Genomic DNA, 18,748 nt, shown 5'->3' with positions numbered 1-18,748 from the left:
GCCGCCGGTTCCAGAACTATTTACGCGCTCGAACTGAAAGCTGGGGCCAGCATGGACGTGGGTTCGCCGGAGGCGTTCGCGGAGTCGGGGACGCTGGGCGTCGAGGAGGAGTTCTTCGTGGTTGACGAGCGCGGCGTGCCCACCGCGGGAAGCGACGAACTGGTGTACGAGGGCGACCCGCCGGAGCTTCTGGACGGCCGCGTGGACCACGAGCTGTTCAAGTTCGTCGTCGAGACGCAGACGCCGAAACTGGACGGTCCCGGGGAGGCCGCCGAGGCAATCGAGGAGGTCCGAGCGGCGCTGGTGGCGTACGCCGAGGAGTACGACTACCGCATCGCCGCGGCGGGCCTCCACCCGGGGGCGCGGTGGCGCGAGCACGAGCACGCGGAGAAACCCCGGTATCGCTCCCAGCTCGACCGCATCCAGTACCCCCAGCACCGGAACACGACGGCGGGGCTGCACGTCCACGTCGGCGTCGACGACCCGGACAAAGCGGTCTGGGTGGCGAACCGGCTGCGGTGGCACACGCCCGTGATGCTGGCGCTGTCGGCGAACTCGCCGTACTGGAACGGCTTCGACACGGGGCTGGCGTCGGCGCGCGCGAAGATATTCGAGGGGCTGCCGAACACGGGGATGCCGACGGCGTTCGACTCCTTCGAGGCGTACCAGAACTTCGAGCGCCGGATGGTCGAACACGGCAGCATCGCGGACCGCGGGGAACTCTGGTACGACGTGCGGCCGCACTCCGGCCACGGGACGGTGGAGGTCCGCGCGCCGGACGCGCAAGCCGACCCGGACGTGGTGTCGGCGTTCGTGGAGTACTCGCACGCGCTCGTCACGGACTACGCGGACCGCTACGAGGACCACCCCGACCCCTTCGAAGTGGACGGCCTCCGACGGGAACTGCTCGACGAGAACAAGTGGCGAGCGACCAGACACGGCCACGAGTCGTCGTTTGTGACGCGAGACGGCACCGGGACGGTCGACCTCGGCGAGGTCGTCGACCGGGAGTGCGAGCGCCTCGGCGTCTCCGGTATCAGGGACGTCTACGACGCCGCGTCCGGGAGCGAGCGCCAGCGCCGGCTGCTGGACGAGCGCGGCGAGCGCGCGCTCTACGAGTCGCTGGTCCTCTAGCCGCGGAGCAGATTCATCACTTCGTCGACGACCGCCGGCTCGGCGGCGACCACGTACACGTCGCCCGGCGAGAGTGTCGTGTCGCTGGTGGCGACGCTGTCGCCGTCCCCACCGGAGACGACGAGCGCGCCTTCCGGCAGGCGGACCTCGGCGAGGGACTTCCCCGCGCCCGGTGCCCGCTCCGCGACCTCGACGCGCATCACGTCGAGGTCGCCCGTGTGTTCGGTCAGTGAGAACACTTCGCCGCCCGCAATCTCGTTGACGGCGGCGCGAGCGCCCGCCTCCTCGGGGTAGAGCGTGGCGTCGACGAACCGCTCGTAGGCTTCCTTGTCCTTCGAGTCGATGCGCGCGACCGTTCGGGCGTCGGGGGCGAGTTCGCGGGCTTCCATGCACACCGCGAGGTTCGCGCCCGCCGACCCAGTGAGCCCGGCGACGACGTCACAGCCGCCGCCGACGGCCTGTTCGAGGATACTGGGGTTGGTCGCGTCGCCCTCCACGACGGTGGCGACGTAGGCGTCGCTGATGTGTTCACAGCGGCTCGGGTCGGCTTCGAGGACGGTGACGTCGTGGCCGCGGTCGGCGAGACGCTGGGCGGTCTGGAAGCCGACGCGTCCGCCGCCGGCGACGACGACGTCGAGTGTTCCGGGTGTCATTGTCAGTCTTCGATTGGTGTCGGGGTGTCTGGTTGTTGTGGCTGTTCGTCGGCGTCACTGCGGACCGCCCGCAGCGCGTAGAACGCGACCGCACCGAGGACGAGCCAGCCCGCGCTCAGCGCGAGCGCGAGCGGGTCCTCGGTCCAGAGGTGGGTGACGAGGACGCCCGCCAGCCCGAGGTTCAGCAGGATGGCGAGCAGGGGCGGCGCGGGGTAGAGCGGAATCTCGTAGGGCCGCGTCATGTCCGGCCGGTTCCGCCTGAGCCGGATGACAGCGGCGTTCACGACGACGAAGGAGACGAGGAAGAACAGGCTCGACATGTTGCCCGCGCTTTCCGTGGGCAGCACGACGGCGCTGAGCATCACGAGGCCGGAGACGAGGATGGCGACGAACGGCGTCCCGTAACGGTGGTGGAGGTGGCCGAACCGCGGGAGGAGTTGGCGTTCGCGCCCCATCGCGAAGGCGACGCGGGAGGACGCGATGACGACGGCGTTGAGCGCGGTGAGCGTCGAGAACACCGCGCCGAACACGACCACGACGCCGCCGTTCTGGATGACCGGGAGGTTCTTCGGCATGAACGTCGTCGCGGCCGCGGCGATGCCGGCCTCGCCGGCGTCTGCGAGGCCGCCCGCCCCGAGGGTGCCGATGGCGACGACGACGACCGCGAGGTAGACGACGACGGTCACGATGAGCGAGAGGAAGATGGCGCGCGGGATGTTCTTGCGAGGGTTCTTGACTTCCTCGGTGACAGTGGTGATGAGGTCGTAGCCCTCGAACGCGATGAACGTCAGCCCCATCGCGGGCAGGACGGCGTACGCGCCCTCGCTCTCGGGGAACAGCGGCTGGAACTCCGCGGCGGAGAAGAGGTCGCTGGTCGCGCCGAACCCAACGAACACCACGAGAATGGCGACCTTCACGAGCGTGAATATCGTCTCCGCGCTCCCGCTGGCGGCCGTCGAGACGGCGTTCAGTGCGACCAGCGCCAGCACGGCGGCGAGCGCGAGCAACGGGAGCGCGGGCACTGCGGCGTCGAGGACGGGCAGCCCGATTGCGCCGATTGTCTCCGGCCCCGGTGCGACGCCGTAGACGTGCAGCAGCTCCACGAAGTTCGGCGCGAACCCGAGAGCGTACAGCGTGCCGGCGATCATGTACGCGAACCACAGCATCCACCCCATGAGGAACGAGGGGAGGTCTGCGAACACTTCTCGGACGTACGCGTACCCGCCGCCGGACTTCGGAATGGCGGAGGCGAGTTCGGCGTACGACAGCGCCGTGAACGCGGTGACCGCGCCGTTGGCAGCGAACACGACGATGGCGGCGGGACCCGCGATGTCCGCTGCGAGGCCGGTGAGCACGAAGATGCCGGCACCGATCATGGCACCCATGCCGATCATCGTCGCGTCGAGCAGTCCGAGGTTCGCGTCCGGGCTTCTGGTCTCCTGGCTCATGTTTTTCTGGCCGGCCCGTCGGCGGACGGGTGACCGAACGTGTAAGCACGGGAGGGCGGGGGTGAAGAAGATTGTGCCAGGCGGCGACGGCGGTCTCAGTCGCTCGGTGCTGGCCGCCTCGACGTCGCCCGCACCTGAGACAGCCTCCGGGAGCGAACGTCGTCGAGGTGCGCGAGACCGACCGAGAGCGTGCGCGCCACGAGCCGGCGATTCTACTATCTCGCCCGGTCGCTGAATTTGATTCTATGACGAACGTATATAAGTCCGTATGGCGACTCGGGTGTATGCAGGCCACGACAGCTGATTCCGGAGCGGTCTCCGACTTCGACGCTCGACTACTGCTGGACGCGTTCAATCTGCCGTCGTTCGCCGTCGACGCGAGTGGAACGGTGGTCGCGTGGAACGACTCGATCGAGGCGCTGCTCGACACGCCCCGCGAGGACGCACTCGGCGTCGCCAACGTCGGTGAGAAACTGAACGACGACGGTTCGGCGACGCTCGCCAACAAGGTCGCCGAGCAGCCCGTCGAGACGCACGAAGCGTTCGACGGCGTCGGCCTCGCCGACGACGAGTACGCACTGTTGAGCGGCGAGTACGTCTACGAGGACACGACGGTCGTCGACGGCGCGGACCTCTGGTTCGTCGCCGCACCAGTCTACCGGGACGACGAGCTCGTCGGCGTCGTCGAAATCGTGCAGTCGGTGACCGACTCCGCGCGGTACCAGCGGGAACTCGAGGCGCTGTTCGACGAACTCGTCGACACGCTCAGTGCCTACCAGGACGGCCGGTTCGACGCGAGCGTCTCAGTCACACAGACGGACACGCTGCTCGACGACAGCTACCTGCGGGTGGCCGAGCAACTCGACGACTTCGGGGACATGCTCGACGCTCACATCTCGGAAGTCCACGAGGACGTCGAGCAGTTGCAGGCGGCGGCCGAGTCGGTCGCCGAGTCGTCGGCGGAAATCAACGAGGTGTCGTCCAAGCAAGCCGAGAACGTCGGGACAGTCGCCGACGAGGTCGAGACGCTGAGCGCGACCGTCGAAGAGGTCGCGTCGACTGCCGACGAGGTGGTTCAGACGAGCAGTGAGGCCGAGGACATCGCAGCCACCGGGAGCGAGGTCGCCAGCGAGGCGACCGAAGCGATCGAGGACGTGGCGACCGCCGCCGGGAGTGTCACGACAGACGTCGAGGAGCTACAGGACCGCATCGAAGCGATCGACGAGGTCGTGGACGTCATCAGCGGCATCGCGGAGCAGACGAACATGCTGGCGCTGAACGCGTCCATCGAAGCGGCTCGGGCCGGTGAGGAGGGCCAGGGGTTCGCAGTCGTCGCCGAGGAGGTCAAGGACCTCGCGGAGGACGCGCAGTCGAACGCGGGGCGCATCGAGTCGATGGTCGGAGAGATTCAGCGCGACACCGAGCAGACGGTCTCGGACCTCGTATCGACGACCGAGCGCATCGAGGACGCGGTCGGACAGGTCGAGGACGCGATGGGGCGTTTCGAGGCGATCGTGGACGCCGTCGAGGCGACCGCAGAGGGAATCGAGCAGGTGTCGGACGCGACCAGCGAGCAGGCTGCGAGCGCAGAGGAGATTGCTGCGATGGTCGACGAGACGGCGGACCTCGCGACTGAGATCTCGACAGCCGTGGAGCGCATCGTCGGTCGAACCGAGGAACAGTCGGCCATGTTGCAGGAACTGGACGCGTCCGTCGCGGAACTCCGCGGCGACTGAGACCGGCGTCTGGTTCGTCGTGGACGAAGGGTTTTTCATCCGCTCGCCGCTTTTGTCCTAGTCGAAACAACGCATGTCCGAGGACACACCTGACGACGACGGAACCTCCCCCCGGGACCGCCTCGAGGACGGGAAAGACCGCGCTGTCTCCGGGTTCGACCAGGGCGTCGTCGACATCCTCGCCTGGCTGCTCGACACCGAGACCCGCGCCCGAATCTTCGTCTACCTCCGCCAGCACCCCTGGAGCACGAGCGACGAAGTCGCGGACGGTACCGGGCTGTACCCGTCGACCGTCCGGGAGGCGCTCGCGGAGCTCTCGGAGGACGACGTGGTCGAGCGCCGCAAACGCCAGGCCGAGGGGGCCGGGAACAACCCCTACGAGTACACCGCGATTCCCCCGAGTGACCTCGTCTCCGGCGCGGTCGGCCGCGTTCAGAGCGAACTCAACACGGTGTTCAATCTCGACGCGCGCCTCGACCGCGACAGCGCCGGCGACGACGACAGCGACGCTCCCGTCCGCATCGAGGTCGAGGGCGGCCGCACCGTCGAAGCCGAAGCCGGCGACCACGAGGCGAAAGTAGACACCGACGTGAACGTCGAAGCGACGGCCGGCGACGGCGAGGAAGCCGTCGACGTGGAGGCGGACGTCGACGCGGAAGTCGACGACGCGGAGGCCGAAGTCGAGAGCGAAGCCGGCGTGGAGCGCGACGACGACGACGGCGACGACGACGCCTGAACCCAAACTGCTAAACGAGCCCGGACCGACCTCCGGGACATGAACGTCGCTCTCGGTGGCACGTTCGACCCAGTTCACGACGGCCACCGGAAGCTCTTCGAGCGCGCGTTCGAACTCGGCGACGTGACTGTCGGACTTACCAGCGACGACCTCGCAGCGGAGACCCGACACGTCGACCGTCACGTCCGCCCGTTCGACGCCCGACGCGCCGACCTCGACGACGAACTCGCTGCCCTCGCCGACGAGTACGGCCGCAGCTACGACATCCGCAAACTGGAGTCCCCGACCGGCATCGCCACCGAACCCCAGTTCGACGTACTCGTCGTGTCCCCCGAGACGGAGGACGGCGGTCAGAAGATCAACGACCTCCGCGCCGAAGGCGGTGCGGACCCCCTCGACATCGAGGTCGTCGACCACGTCGAAGCCGAGGACGGCGACATCATCTCCTCGACGCGCATCGTCAAGGGCGAAATCGACGAACACGGCACTCCCACGCCCGACCGCGACGGCCGGGACGCGAAGTAGCTACCAGGTCGGCGCGTCGAAGCCCGCTCGTTCGAGAATCTGCTTCCAGCGCTCTTGGACCACGAGCCGCGAGACGCCCGCAGCGTCGGCGACGGCGGTCTGGCTGCGCTGGTCGCCCGCGATGAGCGCGCCGGCGTACACACTCGCCGCGAGCGCCGGCGGTTTCGACCGCTCCTCGGGGCTCTCGGCCGTCGACAGGAAGAGGTCTTTCGCGGTCGACCGCGCTTCCGCGTCCAGTCCGAGTTCGTCGGCGACTGCGTCGAGCTCCTCCAGCCACTCCCGCTGGTCGAACTCGTCGCCCGCTCGGTACATACCCGACTGTACGTCGGCGCGGACGTAAACCTTCGTCCCGAACTGGCGGTAACTCAGTGCGAGCGTCTCGACTGTTCACGTCCCGGGCGCGGAGCGCAACCTCTTTTTACGCCTGCCGGGTAGCGGGGAGTGCGCGCGGGTAGCCAAGCCAGGAAACGGCGCAGCGCTTAGGACGCTGTCCCGTAGGGGTCCGCCGGTTCAAATCCGGTCCCGCGCACTGAACGGAAGCCGACGAGCGCAGCGAGTCGCGAGCACTGCGAACCGCGAACACAGTACCTGACCGGTCGTCAGACGGGCGCGTGACGTGCCAGCATCCTTTTTACCTGCGGAGCGAGAGGTACCACAAAATGAGTCGGCCACCGGACCTCGTCGGGGACATCGTAGACGGTATCGACGCGCTGGTGTTGTTCTCGCCGAGTGGTGCCTACTACGAGCGGGCGACCGACCTCGACGACACGGACGTCGTCGTGGTGGCCACGGAGAACGCCGTCGGCGCGGACGAGTTCGTGGAACTCCCGCTGGAGTTCGACGACATCCGGGAGCGCATCCGGTTCGGCGTGGAGGGCGCGCTGTCCGAGGGCGTCGTGACGGACGGCGACGAACTCGGCTGTGCGGCACCGCTGTTCGGCGACGACATCGACACGGTGACGCGGACGCGCGCCGACGAGTCCAAGCAGTCGGGCGTCTACGACCTGTTCGCGAACTCGCGGAGCGACCCGAGCGTCATCCGGGACGTCTTCGAGGTTGTCATCGAACTCGGGCAGAAGGGCCAGAAGGGCAAGCCAGTCGGTGCGCTGTTCGTCGTCGGGGACGCCGGGAAGGTGATGAACAAGAGCCGGCCGCTGTCCTACAACCCCTTCGAGAAGAGCCACGTCCACGTCGGCGACCCCATCGTGAACGTGATGCTGAAGGAGTTCTCGCGGCTGGACGGCGCGTTCGTCATCTCGGACGCAGGGAAAATCGTCTCCGCGTACCGGTACCTGGAGCCGGGCGCGGAGGGGACCGACATCCCGAAGGGACTGGGCACCCGCCACATGGCGGCCGGCGCTATCACGCGAGACACGAACGCGGTCGCCATCGTGCTCTCGGAGTCCGACGGCCTGGTGCGGGCGTTCAAGGAGGGAGAACTCGTGCTGGAGCTCGACCCAGAGGAGTACTGAGATGCTGGCACCGATAGACGGGCTGACGGGCCCCCAGTTCCGGTCCGTGCTCGCGGTGGGCGTGTTCTTCGCGGGCATCGTGTTCGGCTACCTCGTCGGGCGCGTGAACAAGCGCCTGCTGTACGCGATGGACGTCGACGACGCCGTCGAGGGGACGACAGTCGAGCGCCTCGCGCGGCGTGCGGGGTCGACGACCGTGGACTTGATTGCAAAGTTCACGTCTTGGATGGTGTACGTCGTCGCGGCGCTGGTCGCGCTGGACGTCGCGCGGTTCTCCATCCGGAACCCGCTGTGGTACCCGTTCCTGAGCTACCTGCCGTCGGTCGTGCTCGCGGCTGGCGTGATGATGGCGGGCGTGCTCGTCGGCGACAAGGCCGAGTTGTACGTGAGCGAGCGCCTGCGGTCCGTGAAGCTCCCGACCCTTTCACTGGTGCCGCTCGCAGTGAAGTACACCATCCTCCTCGTGGCGGGGCTCGTGGCGCTCTCGCAGCTCGGCGTCGCGGTGAACGCGCTGCTGGTCGTGTTGTTCGTCTACGTGGGCGCGGTCGTGCTGTTCACGCTGGTGGCGACCCGCCAGCTGCTCACGTCGGCGGCCGCGGGCGTCTACCTCCTGTTGCGGCAGCCGTACGGCATCGGAGACCGGGTCGCAATCGGCGACCACGAGGGCATCGTTCAGGAAGTCGACGTGTTCGTGACTCACGTGGAGGCCGAGGAGCGCGAGTACGTCGTCCCGAACCACCTCGTGTTCAAGCGAGGCGTCGTCCTGGTGCGAGAATAATGGACTGGTTGTACACCACCGGCGGCGCGCTGGCGTTCGTCGCGCTCGGGTTCCTCGTCGCCGCCCTCGACGGGCCGCGGGCGTGGGCGGCGTCGTCGAGCGGCCGGTCGTGGACGCGCTGCGTCGGCGTGCTGGCCGTTCTGGTCGGCGGGCTGGCGACTTGCGTGTTCCCCTCGTCGCCGCGCCACGGCGTCGTGCTGTACTTCGCGGCCGGCGTGGTGGCGTTCGCCGCCGCGTCGCTCGCCGCAGCGGGCGCGGCGGGCACGACCGAACGCCGGACGCCGGAGTCGTTCGGCGCGAGCGTTCGGGTGTTCTGGCACGCCGCGGCGACAGAGCACCGCGTCACCCGGTACGGGCTGGTGGTCGCAGGTGTGGCGTTCCTGCTCGCCGCGGTCACGGGCGGCGTCTCGGTCGAACCGCTCCTGAGCGCGGTGGGGTCACTCTCTCAGGGCGGGCTGCTGGCCGTGGTCGTCGCCCTCGGCGCGGTTGGCGCGCTCGTCCCCGGCGGCAGCGGCGGTGGACGCGGGGACGGCGGCAGGGACCAGCAGAACGAGGACGAACTCGGCGGGTCGACCGACGGCGGGACGACCGGCCGCGACGCGGGCCTCTAGTCGCGGTCGACTGGCTCCGCGGGGACGCCGGCGACCGTCTCGCCGGGCGGCACGTCGTCGGCCACCAGCGAGTTCGCGGCGACCTGCGCGCCAGCACCGATTTCGACACCGGGGAGAACGACTGCGCCCGCGCCGACCATCGCGCGCTCGCCGACCACGACTTCACCCGTGCGGTACTCGTCCTGGAGGAATTCGTGGCAGAGCAGCGTCGCGTCGTAGCCGACGATGGCGTCGTCGCGGACGGTCACGAGCTCCGGCCAGAAGACGTCCGGCGTCGACTCCAGTCCCCAGGAGACTCCGTCACCGACGGTGACGCCGATGCTCGCGAGCAGCCAGTTTTTCACTGTCAGACTCGGTGAGATGCGGGCGAGGACGATGGCGACGTAGTTCAGCGCGACCCGCAGCGGGTGTTTGGCGTCGGTCCAGAACCACAGCGAGTTCCCGCCGGCGGGCGTCTGGTGTCGGTCGAGGCGGTCGTGGCGGGTGGGCACGCTCTCCGGTTCGCGCCCCGCCGTCATCAAGCCTCGTGGTCGGCGTCCCGGACGACCGTGTTGAACGACCCGGTCACGTCCCAGTCGTGGACGCAGTGGCTGTCGCCCGCCAGGTCGTCGATTCGCCACTGTACGTCGTCGTCGCTCCATCGTTCTCGTCGCCCGCAGCGCGTACACTCGCGCTCGGACGGCGTGCGAATTTGTGTCATGCCTCTCCCGAGTCGCCCGAGGGGCTTGAGGCCTGCGGTCCAAACAGTTAGGTGCGTGGCACGTCGTCGTTCAGTCGTGCGATTTGGCATTCTCTCGACGGCGAACATCGCGGACGTCGCGGTCGCTCCGGCCATCAGCGCTTCCGAACACGACCTCCACGCTGTCGCCTCCCGGGACCGCGAGCGCGCCGCGGCGTTCGCCGACCGCCACGACGTACCGGTCGTCTGCGACGACTACGACGCGCTGCTCGACGCCGACATCGACGCCGTCTACGTGCCGCTCCCGAACGCGCTGCACGCCGAGTGGACGTGCCGGGCGGCCGACGCCGGCCTCGACGTGCTCTGCGAGAAGCCACTCGCGAGCGACGCCGACGAGGCGGTCGAAATCGTCCAGCACTGCCGGAACGCCGGCGTCACGCTGATGGAGGCGTTCATGTACCACTACCATCCGCGGACCGAGCGCGCACTCGACGTCGCCGACCGACACCTCGGAGACATCGAGCACGTCCACGCGGCGTTCAACTTCCCACTCCCGGCGGACCGCACCGACGACGTGCGCCTCGACCCGGGCCTGGCGGGCGGCGCGCTGATGGACGTCGGCTGCTACGCCGTCAGCGCCGCGCGCCAGTTCCTCGGCGAGCCCGTCGCCGCCGACGCGACAGTGGACGACGCCCGCGACTCCGGCGTGGACACGAGCATCGCGGGCACTCTGGAGTTCGCGGACGGCGCGACGGCGACCGTCGAAGCGAGCTTCGAGACCCGGAACCACCAGACCTACCGCGTCGAGGGCACCGACGGCTGGCTGGAGGCCCGTGACGCGTTCAACCCCACCAGCGACGACGGCACCGTGCTGCGCTGGGGGACGGACGGACGGACCGTCGAGGAGCGCTTCGACCCCACCGACCAGTACCGACTGCAAGTCGAGCACTTCGCCGAGTGCGTCGAGTCGGGCGAACAGCCCCGGACAGACGGCGAGGAAGCCGTCGCGAACATGCGCGCCATCGACGCGCTCTACGAGGCCGCCAGAACCGACGCCTCCGTGCCGCTGTAGGGAGCGCGGCCGTCGCGGTCAGGACTGGTCTGCCCAGAAGGCGTCCAGTTGGTCGCCGAGGAACTCCGGCGTCATCCGCGTGAACTCCTCGCGCTCGCCCGGTCCGAGGTACGGGAAGACGGAGTGGCGAGCGCCCTCGACGTACCGGCCGTCGGCGAACACGCGCACGCCGACCTCTTCGGGTCCTCGAATCACGCGTCCGATGGCCTGCCGCGCGCGCCGGACCGCCGGCACGGTCAGCGCGTACTCGAAGGCGTGGTCCTCGCCGAAGGCGTCGGCGTACGCCCGCCGGACCGCCCGGACGCGAGGCGAACCGACGTTCACGAGCGGGACGCCGACAACCAGACAGGCCGCCAGTTTCTCGCCGTCGTAGTCGACGCCCTCTGTCAGTGTCCCGCGCGTGCTCGTCACGAGCACCTTCCCGTCGCCGCGGAAGAACTCGGCTTTCAGGTCGTCGGTGGCCTCGTTTGACGACGACTCGTCGACGAGCACGTCCTTCTCGACGATGCCCTCCTCGCCGAGGTAGTCGGCGGCCCACGCCGCCTCCCGGTAGTTCGGCATGCAGACGAGGACGTTCCCGGGCTGGCGGGCGACCGTCCGCAGCACGTAGCGGTACTCGTCGCGGGTGCGGTTGTCGGCGGCGTCGGCCGGGTCGCCGCGGTTGTGGGCGGTGAACGGCGCGGCGTCGACGAGGAAGCTCGCACGCTTCTCGCGCGGGAACCGCAGGTCGTAGCGGCGCTCCACCACGGGGCGAGGGTCACCGTCGCCCGCGCCCGCCTCCAGGCGGTCGAGGCCCGACACTTCCCGGAAGACGTCGAGCGGTTCGAGGGTCGCGCTCATCAGCACGCCGCCGCCCACTTCGGAGAGCGTCTCGCGGAGCGCGCGCGCCGGCATGCAGTTGAACATCACGAGCGCCGGCGTGTAGGCTTCCGCCCACTTCGCGCCCGCCCGCCCGGAGTCCTTCGGCGCGTGCTCCAGTTCGATTTCGCGGAAGTACGTCGCGTGGCCGCGCTCCCACCACCGCTGGAGCGTGATGCCGACCGGGCCTGCCACGGCGGAGCGGTCGCCCTCGTCCTCCAGAATCGCCTGCACGGCGCTCCCGACGGCGGCCAGCGACCGCCACGTGTCGCCCGTGTGGCCGTTCTGTTCGGCCCACTGCGTGAGGTCGTCCGGGCGTTCAGTCTCCGGCTCCCGGAGCGAAATCTCGTGGTCGCGCTCCGGCAGCGACCCCGGGAAGTCCGGGTCGAACCCTTCCGCGACGAGGTACTGCGCCACGCGGTCGTCCAGCCAGTCCAGCACGTCGCCGAGGAAGTCTATCATCACTTCGACGGCGTCCAGCGAGAGGTCGTGGCTCGCGAGCTGGTCGGCGACCTGCTGGCGGTTCGACTCGCTCTGCTTGGCCTGCGTCAGGAGCGTGCGGCAGTCGTTCCGGGCGCGAGCCAGCGTGTGCCGCCCCACTCTGTCCGAGAGCAGGTCCCGGACGCGCTCCTCCAGACGGTGGGCCTCGTCAACGACGACGAACGTCGAGTCGTCGACGAGGTGCTCGGTGAGCCCCCGGGTCTGCGGGTCGAAGAGGTGGTTGTAGTTCCCGACGACGACGTCCGCGTGGTCGAGCATGACCTGCTGGACGCGGTGCGGACACGTCCCGTGCTCCACGCTCGACGGCAGCACGTCCTCGCTCGTGACGACGTTGTGGCGGCCGGCCTCGAATCCGACCGGCGAGCCCTTGTTCCGGCCGTACCAGTCGGCCTCGAACGGACAGAACAGCGGCGGGTCGCCGTCGGCCACGTCCTCGGGCGCGGTCGGCTGGTGCGGGACGTACGGCGAGTCCGCGCCGTCCGTCCGCAGGGGAGTCTCGGAGAGATTGTGGCTCGCGTCGGCGCGGGCCGACCGCGCGAGTTCGCGGCCCTGCACGGGGTCCCACCACGGCTCGTCGAGCGCGTCGGCCGCCCGGAGTTCGGTGAGTTCGCGGGCGTCCTGCCCGTCGAACTCGCCGCCCTCGCCGCCGGCGTCCACGAGGCCGGCGGTCGACTCGCGGAGGTCCTCGCAGCGGTCGTGGACGCTCGCGTCGTCCGGGAACTTCCCCTCTCGCTCGTACGGACAGAGGTCGCGCTTTCCGACGAGCGCCACGCCGTCCAGCGGGTCGTCGAGGCCGGCGTTCATCGTCCGGAGGTCCGCGACGAACTGATCGAGTTGCTGCTTGACCGGCGTCACGACGAGCACGCGCTCGTAGCTGTCGGTGTTCCGCACGAGGTGCGCGCCAGCAGTCAGCGCGGCCATCGTCTTCCCCGTCCCGCAGGGCCCCTCCATCGCGAGGAAGCCGTCGCTGTCACCGGCTTCGACGGCGGCCTCGATGGCGTCGGCCTGCTGGTCGTACGGGGCCTCGAACCCGAAGAACTCGCGCCACGGCTCCCCGGCGTCGGCGGCGTCGGCGGCGTCGCCCATTCGGTAGTCGGTGGGGCGGCCTCGGGTAAGAACCCTCGGAACCCGGGTCGGTCAGTGGCCGTGCGCGTCGTCGCCAGTCACGTGGGTGCGCTCCCGGTGCCGGACGTACCGTGCAGCGACGCAGAACGAGAGCGCGACGGTGCCGAGCCTGACGGCCGCGTTCACCGGCGGGTCCGACGGCAGACCGCCGTCGCCCGCAGCGAGCAGTCCGAAAGTGACGAACGCCGCGACGGCGAGCCACGTGAGGACGGCGGCCAGCGCGAAGTCGGTGAGTTTCGCCAGCGGCCAGTCGCCCGCGACGAACGGGTACGCGCCGCCGAGGGCGACGACGAACACGAGTAGTCCGACGACCCGTCCGGGCAGCGGCGTCCCCAGTAGGCCGTTACCGATGGAGAGCGGGATACCGACCACGAGCGCGATAGCGACGACCGCCGACGCCACGTCAGCCGTCGCGGCGAGGAAACCGGAGTCGCCAGTGGCTCCGCGGAGGGACATGTCGAGCCGTACGTACACCGCCCGGAAAATGCTTTCCGCGGCTCACTCGAACTGCGGGAGGTCCAGCGGCACCGACCCCTTCGTGTAGCCCTCCACGCGGCCGTCCGGCCGCAGCCGGAACACGACTGCCGGCCGGTGGTGAACGTCCGGCTGCTCGCCGCGAATCCGGTGCCACTCGTCGTCCGGGAACGACGAGCAGTCCACGAACAACACCGCGCCACCGCCGTGCTCGCTCAGTTGGCCGTCGGTCTTCGTCGCCGCCGTGTCCCGGATGGCCGCGATAGGCGTACTCGCCGCGCGGTCGTTGGTCGGGACGGGTCGAGTGACCTCCACGAGGACGCCCTGCTCGCCCGGGCGGTCGGCGCGGAAGTCGAGGCTGTGACCCGTCGACACCTCGATTTCGGGTATCACGTCGTAGCCGGCTTCCCGAAGCAGCCACGCCGCGTGGAACTCGCTCATCGCAGAACTCGACCGCGTCACGTCCAGATACTCCGAGGTCCCGAGTTTGCCCGCCATCTCGTGTCGGTGGTCGTCGAAGACCCCCGTCTGCAGGAACGACTCGTAGAAGTCGAGGGCGTCCTCGTACGCCGCGTCCGGGAACCCCGCGGCGTGCTCGCGGAAGAACGCCCGAGTGGTCTCCCGGCCGTCCTTCGAGCAGAACACCGGCAGGAAGAACCACGACACGTAGGGGTACGGCTCCAGCCACGGTGCCTGCTCGTGGAGCTCCGCCGTGAACTCCCGTTGCGCCCACCGACTCAGGTCGAAGGGAGCCTGCTCGAACGTCTGTTTGTCAGTCCGCCACAGCGGCGACGGCGTCTCCGTGTTCCCCAGCCACCAGCCGCCGCCCTCCCCGTCGCGCCACGCGAACAGCGCCGTGTCGCCGTTGTCCACGTCGAACCGCACCGCCTCGTAGCCCGACGGGGACTTGAACCACGGCGACCCCATCGTCGCGCCGAGGTTGTCGTCGAGTTCCCGGTGGAGGTCGCGGGCGACGCGGTCGCTGTCCCAGCGCTCGCGCGACTGCCGGAACCGGAGGGGTTTCGCCACACTCGACGTACTCCCGCCGCGGCCATACCGCTTTCGTCACGTCAGGTGATGCGGCTCTCGAACGCGTCGGCGCGCCAGCGGAACACCGCGCCGTACTCTTCCCACTCGTCGCGTTCCGTCAGCCGGTACTTCGCGAACGCCGGATTCCGGACGAGTTCGAGTTCGGAGATGTGTAACCGAAGCGGCTTCTGGAGCCCCCCGAACGGAGACACCGTGCGGTCGGTCCGCTTGCTGTCGTCGTTCGGTTCGAAGCTCGGTCCGTCGATAGGGTCGACAGTCACGTGCCCGAACTGGTACCGCTGCCAGATTTTGTACTCGCCGTACGGGACCGTCTCGGTCGGCGGCCCGTCCCGGACGAGCTGGAGTTTGAACCGCCGAGCCTGTCCCGGGTCGTCGGCCCGCCACAGCAGCCCGCGGACGTGGAGTTTCAACGTTCTGTCGCCAGTGACGCCGGCGTTCACGACGTACTCGCCGGAGGTGTACTCGACGCCCTCTACCTCGACGTCCGAGAGGGTCCCGTCGAAGCTTCGCTGCTCACGGTACTGGAAGGGGAGCGAAACCTCGTGGGCGCGCTCGACGGTCGGCTGGATGCGGTCAGGGAGCGACTCCTCGGGGTCTCGGCCCCAGCTAGACCGGGAGTCGTGTGGGTCAATCCAGGCGGTCACGGGCGGCTCACGACCGCACTTCGCACCGCTCCCGAATAAACTTTCACCGGCGCGTGACCCGATTCGCAACGCCTAAACGACCCACGCGCCGACTGTCGGACGCGTGCGAGGGTAGCCAAGCTCGGCCAACGGCGACGGACTCAAGATCCGTTCTCGTAGGAGTTCGAGGGTTCGAATCCCTTCCCTCGCATCGCATCGCGCCGGCGCGGCGCGAACGGATGCGGGAAGTCCGCGAGGCGGACTTCCCTCGCAAAACTACACCTCACATCCGACAGCGACGCGTCTCTCCAGTCTCGGGGTCTGTTTCGCGTTTTCGACGCCGCCGCGGTCGAGACGCTAGTCCGACCACAGGCCCCGTAGATATATCGTGATTGCGCGACGGTCGTTACTCTCCGATGTCTACGACCCGCGGCCCAATCCACAGCGCGACACCGGCGAGGAAGAAGGCCACACCCGTGACCGGTCGACGCTGCCAGAGGTCGTAGCTCTTGTAGCTGCCTGTGAAGAAGACGATGCCCATCGCCACTAGCATGAGCGGAATCCGTCGAGCGAACCCTTTGCATCACGAGACGACGTACTCGCGTATCGAACCCATGCTACCGGGTCAATCAGAAATATTATTTAGGTTTTTTGATTAAATGCAACATCAAATCAACTGCACGCTATCCGGGGAACCGACGCTCCTTTGACCGGATAGCGAGTGTGCCCGAGCATGAACGAAGACGACGACCACGTCTCTGTCGCCGAGCGTGCCGCCCGCGCCGGCGGTGAGGTCGCACTGGACGCCTTCCGCACCGGTATCGACGTGGAGACCAAGTCGGGGAAGACCGACGTGGTCACACAGGCCGACCGGCTCGCACAGCGCCGCGTCATCGAGGTCATCCGGGAGACGCACGTCGAGGACGCCGTCGTCGGCGAGGAGGAGGACGAACTCAAGACCGTCCCCGACGAGGGTGACGCCTGGGTCATCGACCCCATCGACGGCACGAACAACTTCGTCCGGGACACCCAGATATGGGCGACCTCGGTCGCGGCCGTCGACGACGGCGAACCCGTGGCTGCGTGCAATCACTTGCCCGCGCTCGGCGACACGTACGTCGCGGGCGACGACGGCGTCACGCTGAACGACGACCCCGTCACGGTCAGCGAGAAAACCGACCCGGAGACGTTCGTGGTCGCGCCCACCATCTGGTGGGACTTCGACCACCGCGACGAGTACGGCCGCGCCTGCGCCGCAATCGTCGAACGGTTCGGCGACATGCGGCGGTACGGCTGCGCGCAGGCCGTGCTGTCGATGGTCGCCAGCGGCCAGCTCGAAGCCACCATCACGAACGTTCACCCCAACCCCTGGGACAGCGTCGCGGGCGTCCACCTCGTCCGGCAGGCCGGCGGCAGAGTGACCGACATCCACGGCGACCGCTGGACGGCCGGCAGTGAGGGGCTCGTCGCCTCCAACGGCGAAGCCCACGACGACGTGCTCGCAGCGGCCCGCGAGATTCGCCCCGAGTAGTAAGGTATTGGGTCTGTCACCCGATACCGCGGATATGGACCTCGACGAGACGGACCGCGCCATCCTGCGCGCGCTCCAGGCCGACGCCCGGAAGCCGTTCAGTGAGATCGCTCGCGAGATAGAGATGTCCTCCGCGACCGTCCACGACCGCGTCAACCAGATGGAAGACGCCGGCGTCATCCGCGGCTACCACGCCGACGTCGACCCGAAAGCCGTCGGCTTCGGCACGTCCGCGTTCGTCGGCCTCCGTGTCGAACAGGGCCGAGAAGACGAAACCCTCGACCGCCTCACCGGCATCGACGGCGTCCAGGAAGTCAACCTCACCACCGGTGAATGGGACATCATCCTCCGCGTCGTCGCCGAGAACACCGACCACCTCCGCGAACTCATGTTCGAACGCATCGCCGACATGGACGGCTTCGCGCGCTCCCAGACGATGGTCGTCCTCGGCACCGAGTACGAGTCCGCCGAACTCCCGCTGTAGACCGCAACCGTAAAACCCAGTCCGCACACGCGTACGGACATGACCTCCTTCCCGGAGACCAGCGCCGAGCGCACGTGGACCGCGGTCGTCGGCGCGGCGCTGCTCGCGCTCGTCGGCGGGTCGGTGCTGTTCACCGACGCCGTCTACGGCAACTTCGTCTGGCACTACTTCTGGGGGCCCGTGTACGCCGACGCTCAGGGCGCGCAGTGCGCCGTCTGGAGCGCCGGTACCGCCGAACTCCTCTACAGCAACGCCGCCTGCGCCGCCGCCAGCGAACCGGTCGCGTACCCCGGCTACACGCTCGTCTCCGAGGCCGGCTACGCCATCACGCTGCTGACCGCGCTCGTCGGCGTCCACTTCATGCTGAACCGCCTGCGCATCGGGCAGCGCCTCGAACTGCTGTACGCGCTGTTCCCGTTCGTCCTGCTCGGCGGCACGCTCCGCGTGGTCGAGGACGCCAACAACGCCGCCGAGACGTTCGGGAACGTCGAACCGTTCATCAGCTACCCCCTGAACACCCTCATCATCAGTCCGATCATCTACTTCGTCATGTTCGGGGTCACCCTCGTTGCACTCGCCGGTAGCGTCGTGCTCGCCCGCCGCACCGGGGTGTTCGACGACTACCTCCGGCCGCTCGCAGCCACCGGCACCGTCATCCTCGCCGCGAACGTCCTCGGCCTCGGCTACCTCGCCGCCACCCGGGACTACGTCGAGTTCCTGCCCGTGTTCACGGTGGTGACGGTCGTTCTCGCGACGGCCATCACGGCCGTCGTCTGGTGGGGCGTCCGCCGCTGGCTCCCCAGCGTCACCGACGGCACCGAAACCGCCGGCGCGCTCATCCTCTGGGGGCACGCCATCGACGGCGTCGCCAACGTCATCGGCCTCGACTGGGGAGCCGAACTCGGCTACCCCCGTGGCGACCTCGTCTCCAAACACCCACTCAACCAGTACATCGTCGACGGCACCCACGCGCTCCTCCCGGAGTCGGTCATCCACTACACCGGCGACACCTGGCCGTTCATCCTCGTGAAAGTCGCCGCTGTCCTCCTCGTCCTCTCACTGTTCGACGAAGAACTCCGCGAAGAGGCCCCCCGCTACACCACCCTCATGCTCGTCGCCGTTCTCGCCGTCGGCCTCGGCCCAGGGACGCGTGACATGGTGCGAGCCACGTTCGGCATCTAAAACGTACCTTTTGCGCTGTCACGGAAAGAGCGCGCAGCGCTCTTTCCAGAGCGGGCGAACGCGCAGCGTTCGCCGC

21 protein-coding genes and 2 tRNA genes are annotated in these 18,748 nt (G+C 68.7%); 13 read left to right on the top strand and 10 right to left on the bottom strand.

The window, feature by feature from the left end:
• The first annotated feature begins 51 nt into the window (after positions 1 to 51).
• Positions 52 to 1,134, top strand: a complete 1,083-nt coding sequence (locus BMW35_RS14335) for a glutamate--cysteine ligase (RefSeq protein ID WP_089670221.1) — start codon at positions 52 to 54, stop codon at positions 1,132 to 1,134.
• On the opposite strand, the gene BMW35_RS14330 is transcribed toward BMW35_RS14335, so the two are convergent.
• Together BMW35_RS14330 and BMW35_RS14325 are read right to left on the bottom strand one after the other, a co-directional pair.
• A complete protein-coding gene (locus BMW35_RS14330; protein WP_089670219.1) occupies positions 1,131 to 1,787 on the bottom strand; it encodes a potassium channel family protein in 657 nt (218 codons plus the stop codon). The two genes, BMW35_RS14335 and BMW35_RS14330, sit on opposite strands and share 4 nt — an antisense overlap.
• A gap of 2 nt (positions 1,788 to 1,789) precedes the next feature.
• Positions 1,790 to 3,235 carry an APC family permease gene (locus BMW35_RS14325; RefSeq protein WP_089670217.1) on the bottom strand — a complete coding sequence of 482 codons (1,446 nt, stop codon included), beginning with the start codon at positions 3,233 to 3,235 and terminating at the stop codon, positions 1,790 to 1,792.
• A gap of 284 nt (positions 3,236 to 3,519) precedes the next feature.
• Between BMW35_RS14325 and BMW35_RS14320 the strand changes: the two genes are divergently transcribed.
• The 3 genes from BMW35_RS14320 (at position 3,520) to BMW35_RS14310 (ending at position 6,232) form a co-directional block, all read left to right on the top strand.
• Positions 3,520 to 4,971: a methyl-accepting chemotaxis protein gene (locus BMW35_RS14320; RefSeq protein WP_089670216.1), complete on the top strand. Its 1,452-nt coding sequence runs from the start codon at positions 3,520 to 3,522 to the stop codon at positions 4,969 to 4,971.
• 73 nt (positions 4,972 to 5,044) lie between these two features.
• Positions 5,045 to 5,707: a winged helix-turn-helix domain-containing protein gene (locus BMW35_RS14315; protein WP_143052209.1), complete on the top strand. Its 663-nt coding sequence runs from the start codon at positions 5,045 to 5,047 to the stop codon at positions 5,705 to 5,707.
• 39 nt (positions 5,708 to 5,746) lie between these two features.
• On the top strand, positions 5,747 to 6,232 hold the full coding sequence (locus BMW35_RS14310; protein ID WP_089670215.1) for a phosphopantetheine adenylyltransferase: 486 nt from the start codon (positions 5,747 to 5,749) through the stop codon (positions 6,230 to 6,232).
• Here BMW35_RS14310 and BMW35_RS14305 read toward each other — a convergent pair whose 3' ends face one another.
• On the bottom strand, positions 6,233 to 6,544 hold the full coding sequence (locus tag BMW35_RS14305) for a transcription initiation factor IIB family protein (protein WP_089670213.1): 312 nt from the start codon (positions 6,542 to 6,544) through the stop codon (positions 6,233 to 6,235).
• 133 nt (positions 6,545 to 6,677) lie between these two features.
• Here BMW35_RS14305 and BMW35_RS14300 point away from each other — a divergent pair.
• From BMW35_RS14300 to BMW35_RS15760, 4 genes are all read left to right on the top strand, one after another.
• Positions 6,678 to 6,761, top strand: a tRNA-Leu gene (locus BMW35_RS14300).
• A gap of 130 nt (positions 6,762 to 6,891) precedes the next feature.
• Positions 6,892 to 7,704 carry a diadenylate cyclase DacZ gene (gene dacZ / locus BMW35_RS14295; RefSeq protein ID WP_089670211.1) on the top strand — a complete coding sequence of 271 codons (813 nt, stop codon included), beginning with the start codon at positions 6,892 to 6,894 and terminating at the stop codon, positions 7,702 to 7,704.
• Between the two features lies 1 nt (position 7,705).
• Positions 7,706 to 8,482, top strand: coding sequence for a mechanosensitive ion channel domain-containing protein (locus BMW35_RS14290; protein ID WP_089670210.1), 777 nt, complete (start codon positions 7,706 to 7,708; stop codon positions 8,480 to 8,482).
• Positions 8,482 to 9,093, top strand: coding sequence for a hypothetical protein (locus tag BMW35_RS15760; protein ID WP_089670208.1), 612 nt, complete (start codon positions 8,482 to 8,484; stop codon positions 9,091 to 9,093). Before BMW35_RS14290 ends, BMW35_RS15760 begins: the two co-directional genes overlap by 1 nt.
• On the opposite strand, the gene BMW35_RS14280 is transcribed toward BMW35_RS15760, so the two are convergent.
• Together BMW35_RS14280 and BMW35_RS14275 are read right to left on the bottom strand one after the other, a co-directional pair.
• Positions 9,090 to 9,611, bottom strand: a complete 522-nt coding sequence (locus BMW35_RS14280) for an acyltransferase (protein ID WP_089670207.1) — start codon at positions 9,609 to 9,611, stop codon at positions 9,090 to 9,092. The two genes, BMW35_RS15760 and BMW35_RS14280, sit on opposite strands and share 4 nt — an antisense overlap.
• The gene (locus tag BMW35_RS14275) at positions 9,611 to 9,793 is read right to left on the bottom strand and encodes an HEWD family protein (RefSeq protein WP_089670206.1); all 183 of its coding nucleotides are present in this window, start codon (positions 9,791 to 9,793) and stop codon (positions 9,611 to 9,613) included. Before BMW35_RS14275 ends, BMW35_RS14280 begins: the two co-directional genes overlap by 1 nt.
• A gap of 76 nt (positions 9,794 to 9,869) precedes the next feature.
• On the opposite strand from BMW35_RS14275, the gene BMW35_RS14270 reads away from it, so the two are divergent.
• Positions 9,870 to 10,844 (top strand): Gfo/Idh/MocA family protein, encoded by a 975-nt coding sequence (locus BMW35_RS14270; protein WP_089670205.1) that lies wholly within the window; start codon positions 9,870 to 9,872, stop codon positions 10,842 to 10,844.
• Between the two features lie 18 nt (positions 10,845 to 10,862).
• On the opposite strand, the gene BMW35_RS14265 is transcribed toward BMW35_RS14270, so the two are convergent.
• Genes BMW35_RS14265 through BMW35_RS14250 form a run of 4 tightly spaced genes read right to left on the bottom strand, consistent with a single transcriptional unit; the run spans position 10,863 to position 15,496 of the window.
• Entirely contained in the window at positions 10,863 to 13,289 is a 2,427-nt protein-coding gene (locus BMW35_RS14265) for an ATP-dependent DNA helicase (RefSeq protein WP_089670204.1), read from the bottom strand.
• Between the two features lie 51 nt (positions 13,290 to 13,340).
• Complete coding sequence (locus BMW35_RS14260) at positions 13,341 to 13,784, bottom strand: hypothetical protein (RefSeq protein WP_089670203.1); 444 nt, start codon at positions 13,782 to 13,784, stop codon at positions 13,341 to 13,343.
• A gap of 42 nt (positions 13,785 to 13,826) precedes the next feature.
• The gene (locus BMW35_RS14255; protein WP_089670202.1) at positions 13,827 to 14,831 is read right to left on the bottom strand and encodes a DUF5784 family protein; all 1,005 of its coding nucleotides are present in this window, start codon (positions 14,829 to 14,831) and stop codon (positions 13,827 to 13,829) included.
• Between the two features lie 41 nt (positions 14,832 to 14,872).
• Positions 14,873 to 15,496, bottom strand: a complete 624-nt coding sequence (locus BMW35_RS14250) for a hypothetical protein (protein ID WP_089670201.1) — start codon at positions 15,494 to 15,496, stop codon at positions 14,873 to 14,875.
• Positions 15,497 to 15,601: 105 nt separating this feature from the next.
• Here BMW35_RS14250 and BMW35_RS14245 point away from each other — a divergent pair.
• Positions 15,602 to 15,686, top strand: a tRNA-Leu gene (locus BMW35_RS14245).
• Between the two features lie 195 nt (positions 15,687 to 15,881).
• On the opposite strand, the gene BMW35_RS15755 is transcribed toward BMW35_RS14245, so the two are convergent.
• Positions 15,882 to 16,028 (bottom strand): hypothetical protein, encoded by a 147-nt coding sequence (locus BMW35_RS15755; protein WP_177170857.1) that lies wholly within the window; start codon positions 16,026 to 16,028, stop codon positions 15,882 to 15,884.
• 180 nt (positions 16,029 to 16,208) lie between these two features.
• Between BMW35_RS15755 and BMW35_RS14240 the strand changes: the two genes are divergently transcribed.
• From BMW35_RS14240 to BMW35_RS14230, 3 genes are read left to right on the top strand one after another with little or no spacing between them, the layout of a single operon-like run.
• Positions 16,209 to 17,006 carry an inositol monophosphatase family protein gene (locus tag BMW35_RS14240; RefSeq protein WP_089670200.1) on the top strand — a complete coding sequence of 266 codons (798 nt, stop codon included), beginning with the start codon at positions 16,209 to 16,211 and terminating at the stop codon, positions 17,004 to 17,006.
• Between the two features lie 34 nt (positions 17,007 to 17,040).
• On the top strand, positions 17,041 to 17,490 hold the full coding sequence (locus BMW35_RS14235) for an Lrp/AsnC family transcriptional regulator (RefSeq protein ID WP_089670199.1): 450 nt from the start codon (positions 17,041 to 17,043) through the stop codon (positions 17,488 to 17,490).
• Between the two features lie 39 nt (positions 17,491 to 17,529).
• Entirely contained in the window at positions 17,530 to 18,672 is a 1,143-nt protein-coding gene (locus BMW35_RS14230) for a DUF63 family protein (protein ID WP_089670198.1), read from the top strand.
• The last annotated feature ends 76 nt before the right edge of the window (positions 18,673 to 18,748 follow it).

Origin of the sequence: Halobacterium jilantaiense, assembly GCF_900110535.1 — an archaeon.
GTDB lineage: Archaea > Halobacteriota > Halobacteria > Halobacteriales > Halobacteriaceae > Halobacterium > Halobacterium jilantaiense.
The sequence above is the reverse complement of the archived record's forward strand: the minus strand, read 5'-3'. Positions and strand labels throughout refer to the sequence as shown.

Coding starts and splice junctions, on each gene's coding strand:
- BMW35_RS14335 (WP_089670221.1), top strand. CDS start 52: ATGGACGTGGGTTCGCCGGAGGCGTTCGCGGAGTCGGGGACGCTGGGC.
- BMW35_RS14330 (WP_089670219.1), bottom strand. CDS start 1,787: ATGACACCCGGAACACTCGACGTCGTCGTCGCCGGCGGCGGACGCGTC.
- BMW35_RS14325 (WP_089670217.1), bottom strand. CDS start 3,235: ATGAGCCAGGAGACCAGAAGCCCGGACGCGAACCTCGGACTGCTCGAC.
- BMW35_RS14320 (WP_089670216.1), top strand. CDS start 3,520: ATGCAGGCCACGACAGCTGATTCCGGAGCGGTCTCCGACTTCGACGCT.
- BMW35_RS14315 (WP_143052209.1), top strand. CDS start 5,045: ATGTCCGAGGACACACCTGACGACGACGGAACCTCCCCCCGGGACCGC.
- BMW35_RS14310 (WP_089670215.1), top strand. CDS start 5,747: ATGAACGTCGCTCTCGGTGGCACGTTCGACCCAGTTCACGACGGCCAC.
- BMW35_RS14305 (WP_089670213.1), bottom strand. CDS start 6,544: ATGTACCGAGCGGGCGACGAGTTCGACCAGCGGGAGTGGCTGGAGGAG.
- dacZ (WP_089670211.1), top strand. CDS start 6,892: ATGAGTCGGCCACCGGACCTCGTCGGGGACATCGTAGACGGTATCGAC.
- BMW35_RS14290 (WP_089670210.1), top strand. CDS start 7,706: ATGCTGGCACCGATAGACGGGCTGACGGGCCCCCAGTTCCGGTCCGTG.
- BMW35_RS15760 (WP_089670208.1), top strand. CDS start 8,482: ATGGACTGGTTGTACACCACCGGCGGCGCGCTGGCGTTCGTCGCGCTC.
- BMW35_RS14280 (WP_089670207.1), bottom strand. CDS start 9,611: ATGACGGCGGGGCGCGAACCGGAGAGCGTGCCCACCCGCCACGACCGC.
- BMW35_RS14275 (WP_089670206.1), bottom strand. CDS start 9,793: ATGACACAAATTCGCACGCCGTCCGAGCGCGAGTGTACGCGCTGCGGG.
- BMW35_RS14265 (WP_089670204.1), bottom strand. CDS start 13,289: ATGGGCGACGCCGCCGACGCCGCCGACGCCGGGGAGCCGTGGCGCGAG.
- BMW35_RS14260 (WP_089670203.1), bottom strand. CDS start 13,784: ATGTCCCTCCGCGGAGCCACTGGCGACTCCGGTTTCCTCGCCGCGACG.
- BMW35_RS15755 (WP_177170857.1), bottom strand. CDS start 16,028: ATGCTAGTGGCGATGGGCATCGTCTTCTTCACAGGCAGCTACAAGAGC.
- BMW35_RS14240 (WP_089670200.1), top strand. CDS start 16,209: ATGAACGAAGACGACGACCACGTCTCTGTCGCCGAGCGTGCCGCCCGC.
- BMW35_RS14235 (WP_089670199.1), top strand. CDS start 17,041: ATGGACCTCGACGAGACGGACCGCGCCATCCTGCGCGCGCTCCAGGCC.
- BMW35_RS14230 (WP_089670198.1), top strand. CDS start 17,530: ATGACCTCCTTCCCGGAGACCAGCGCCGAGCGCACGTGGACCGCGGTC.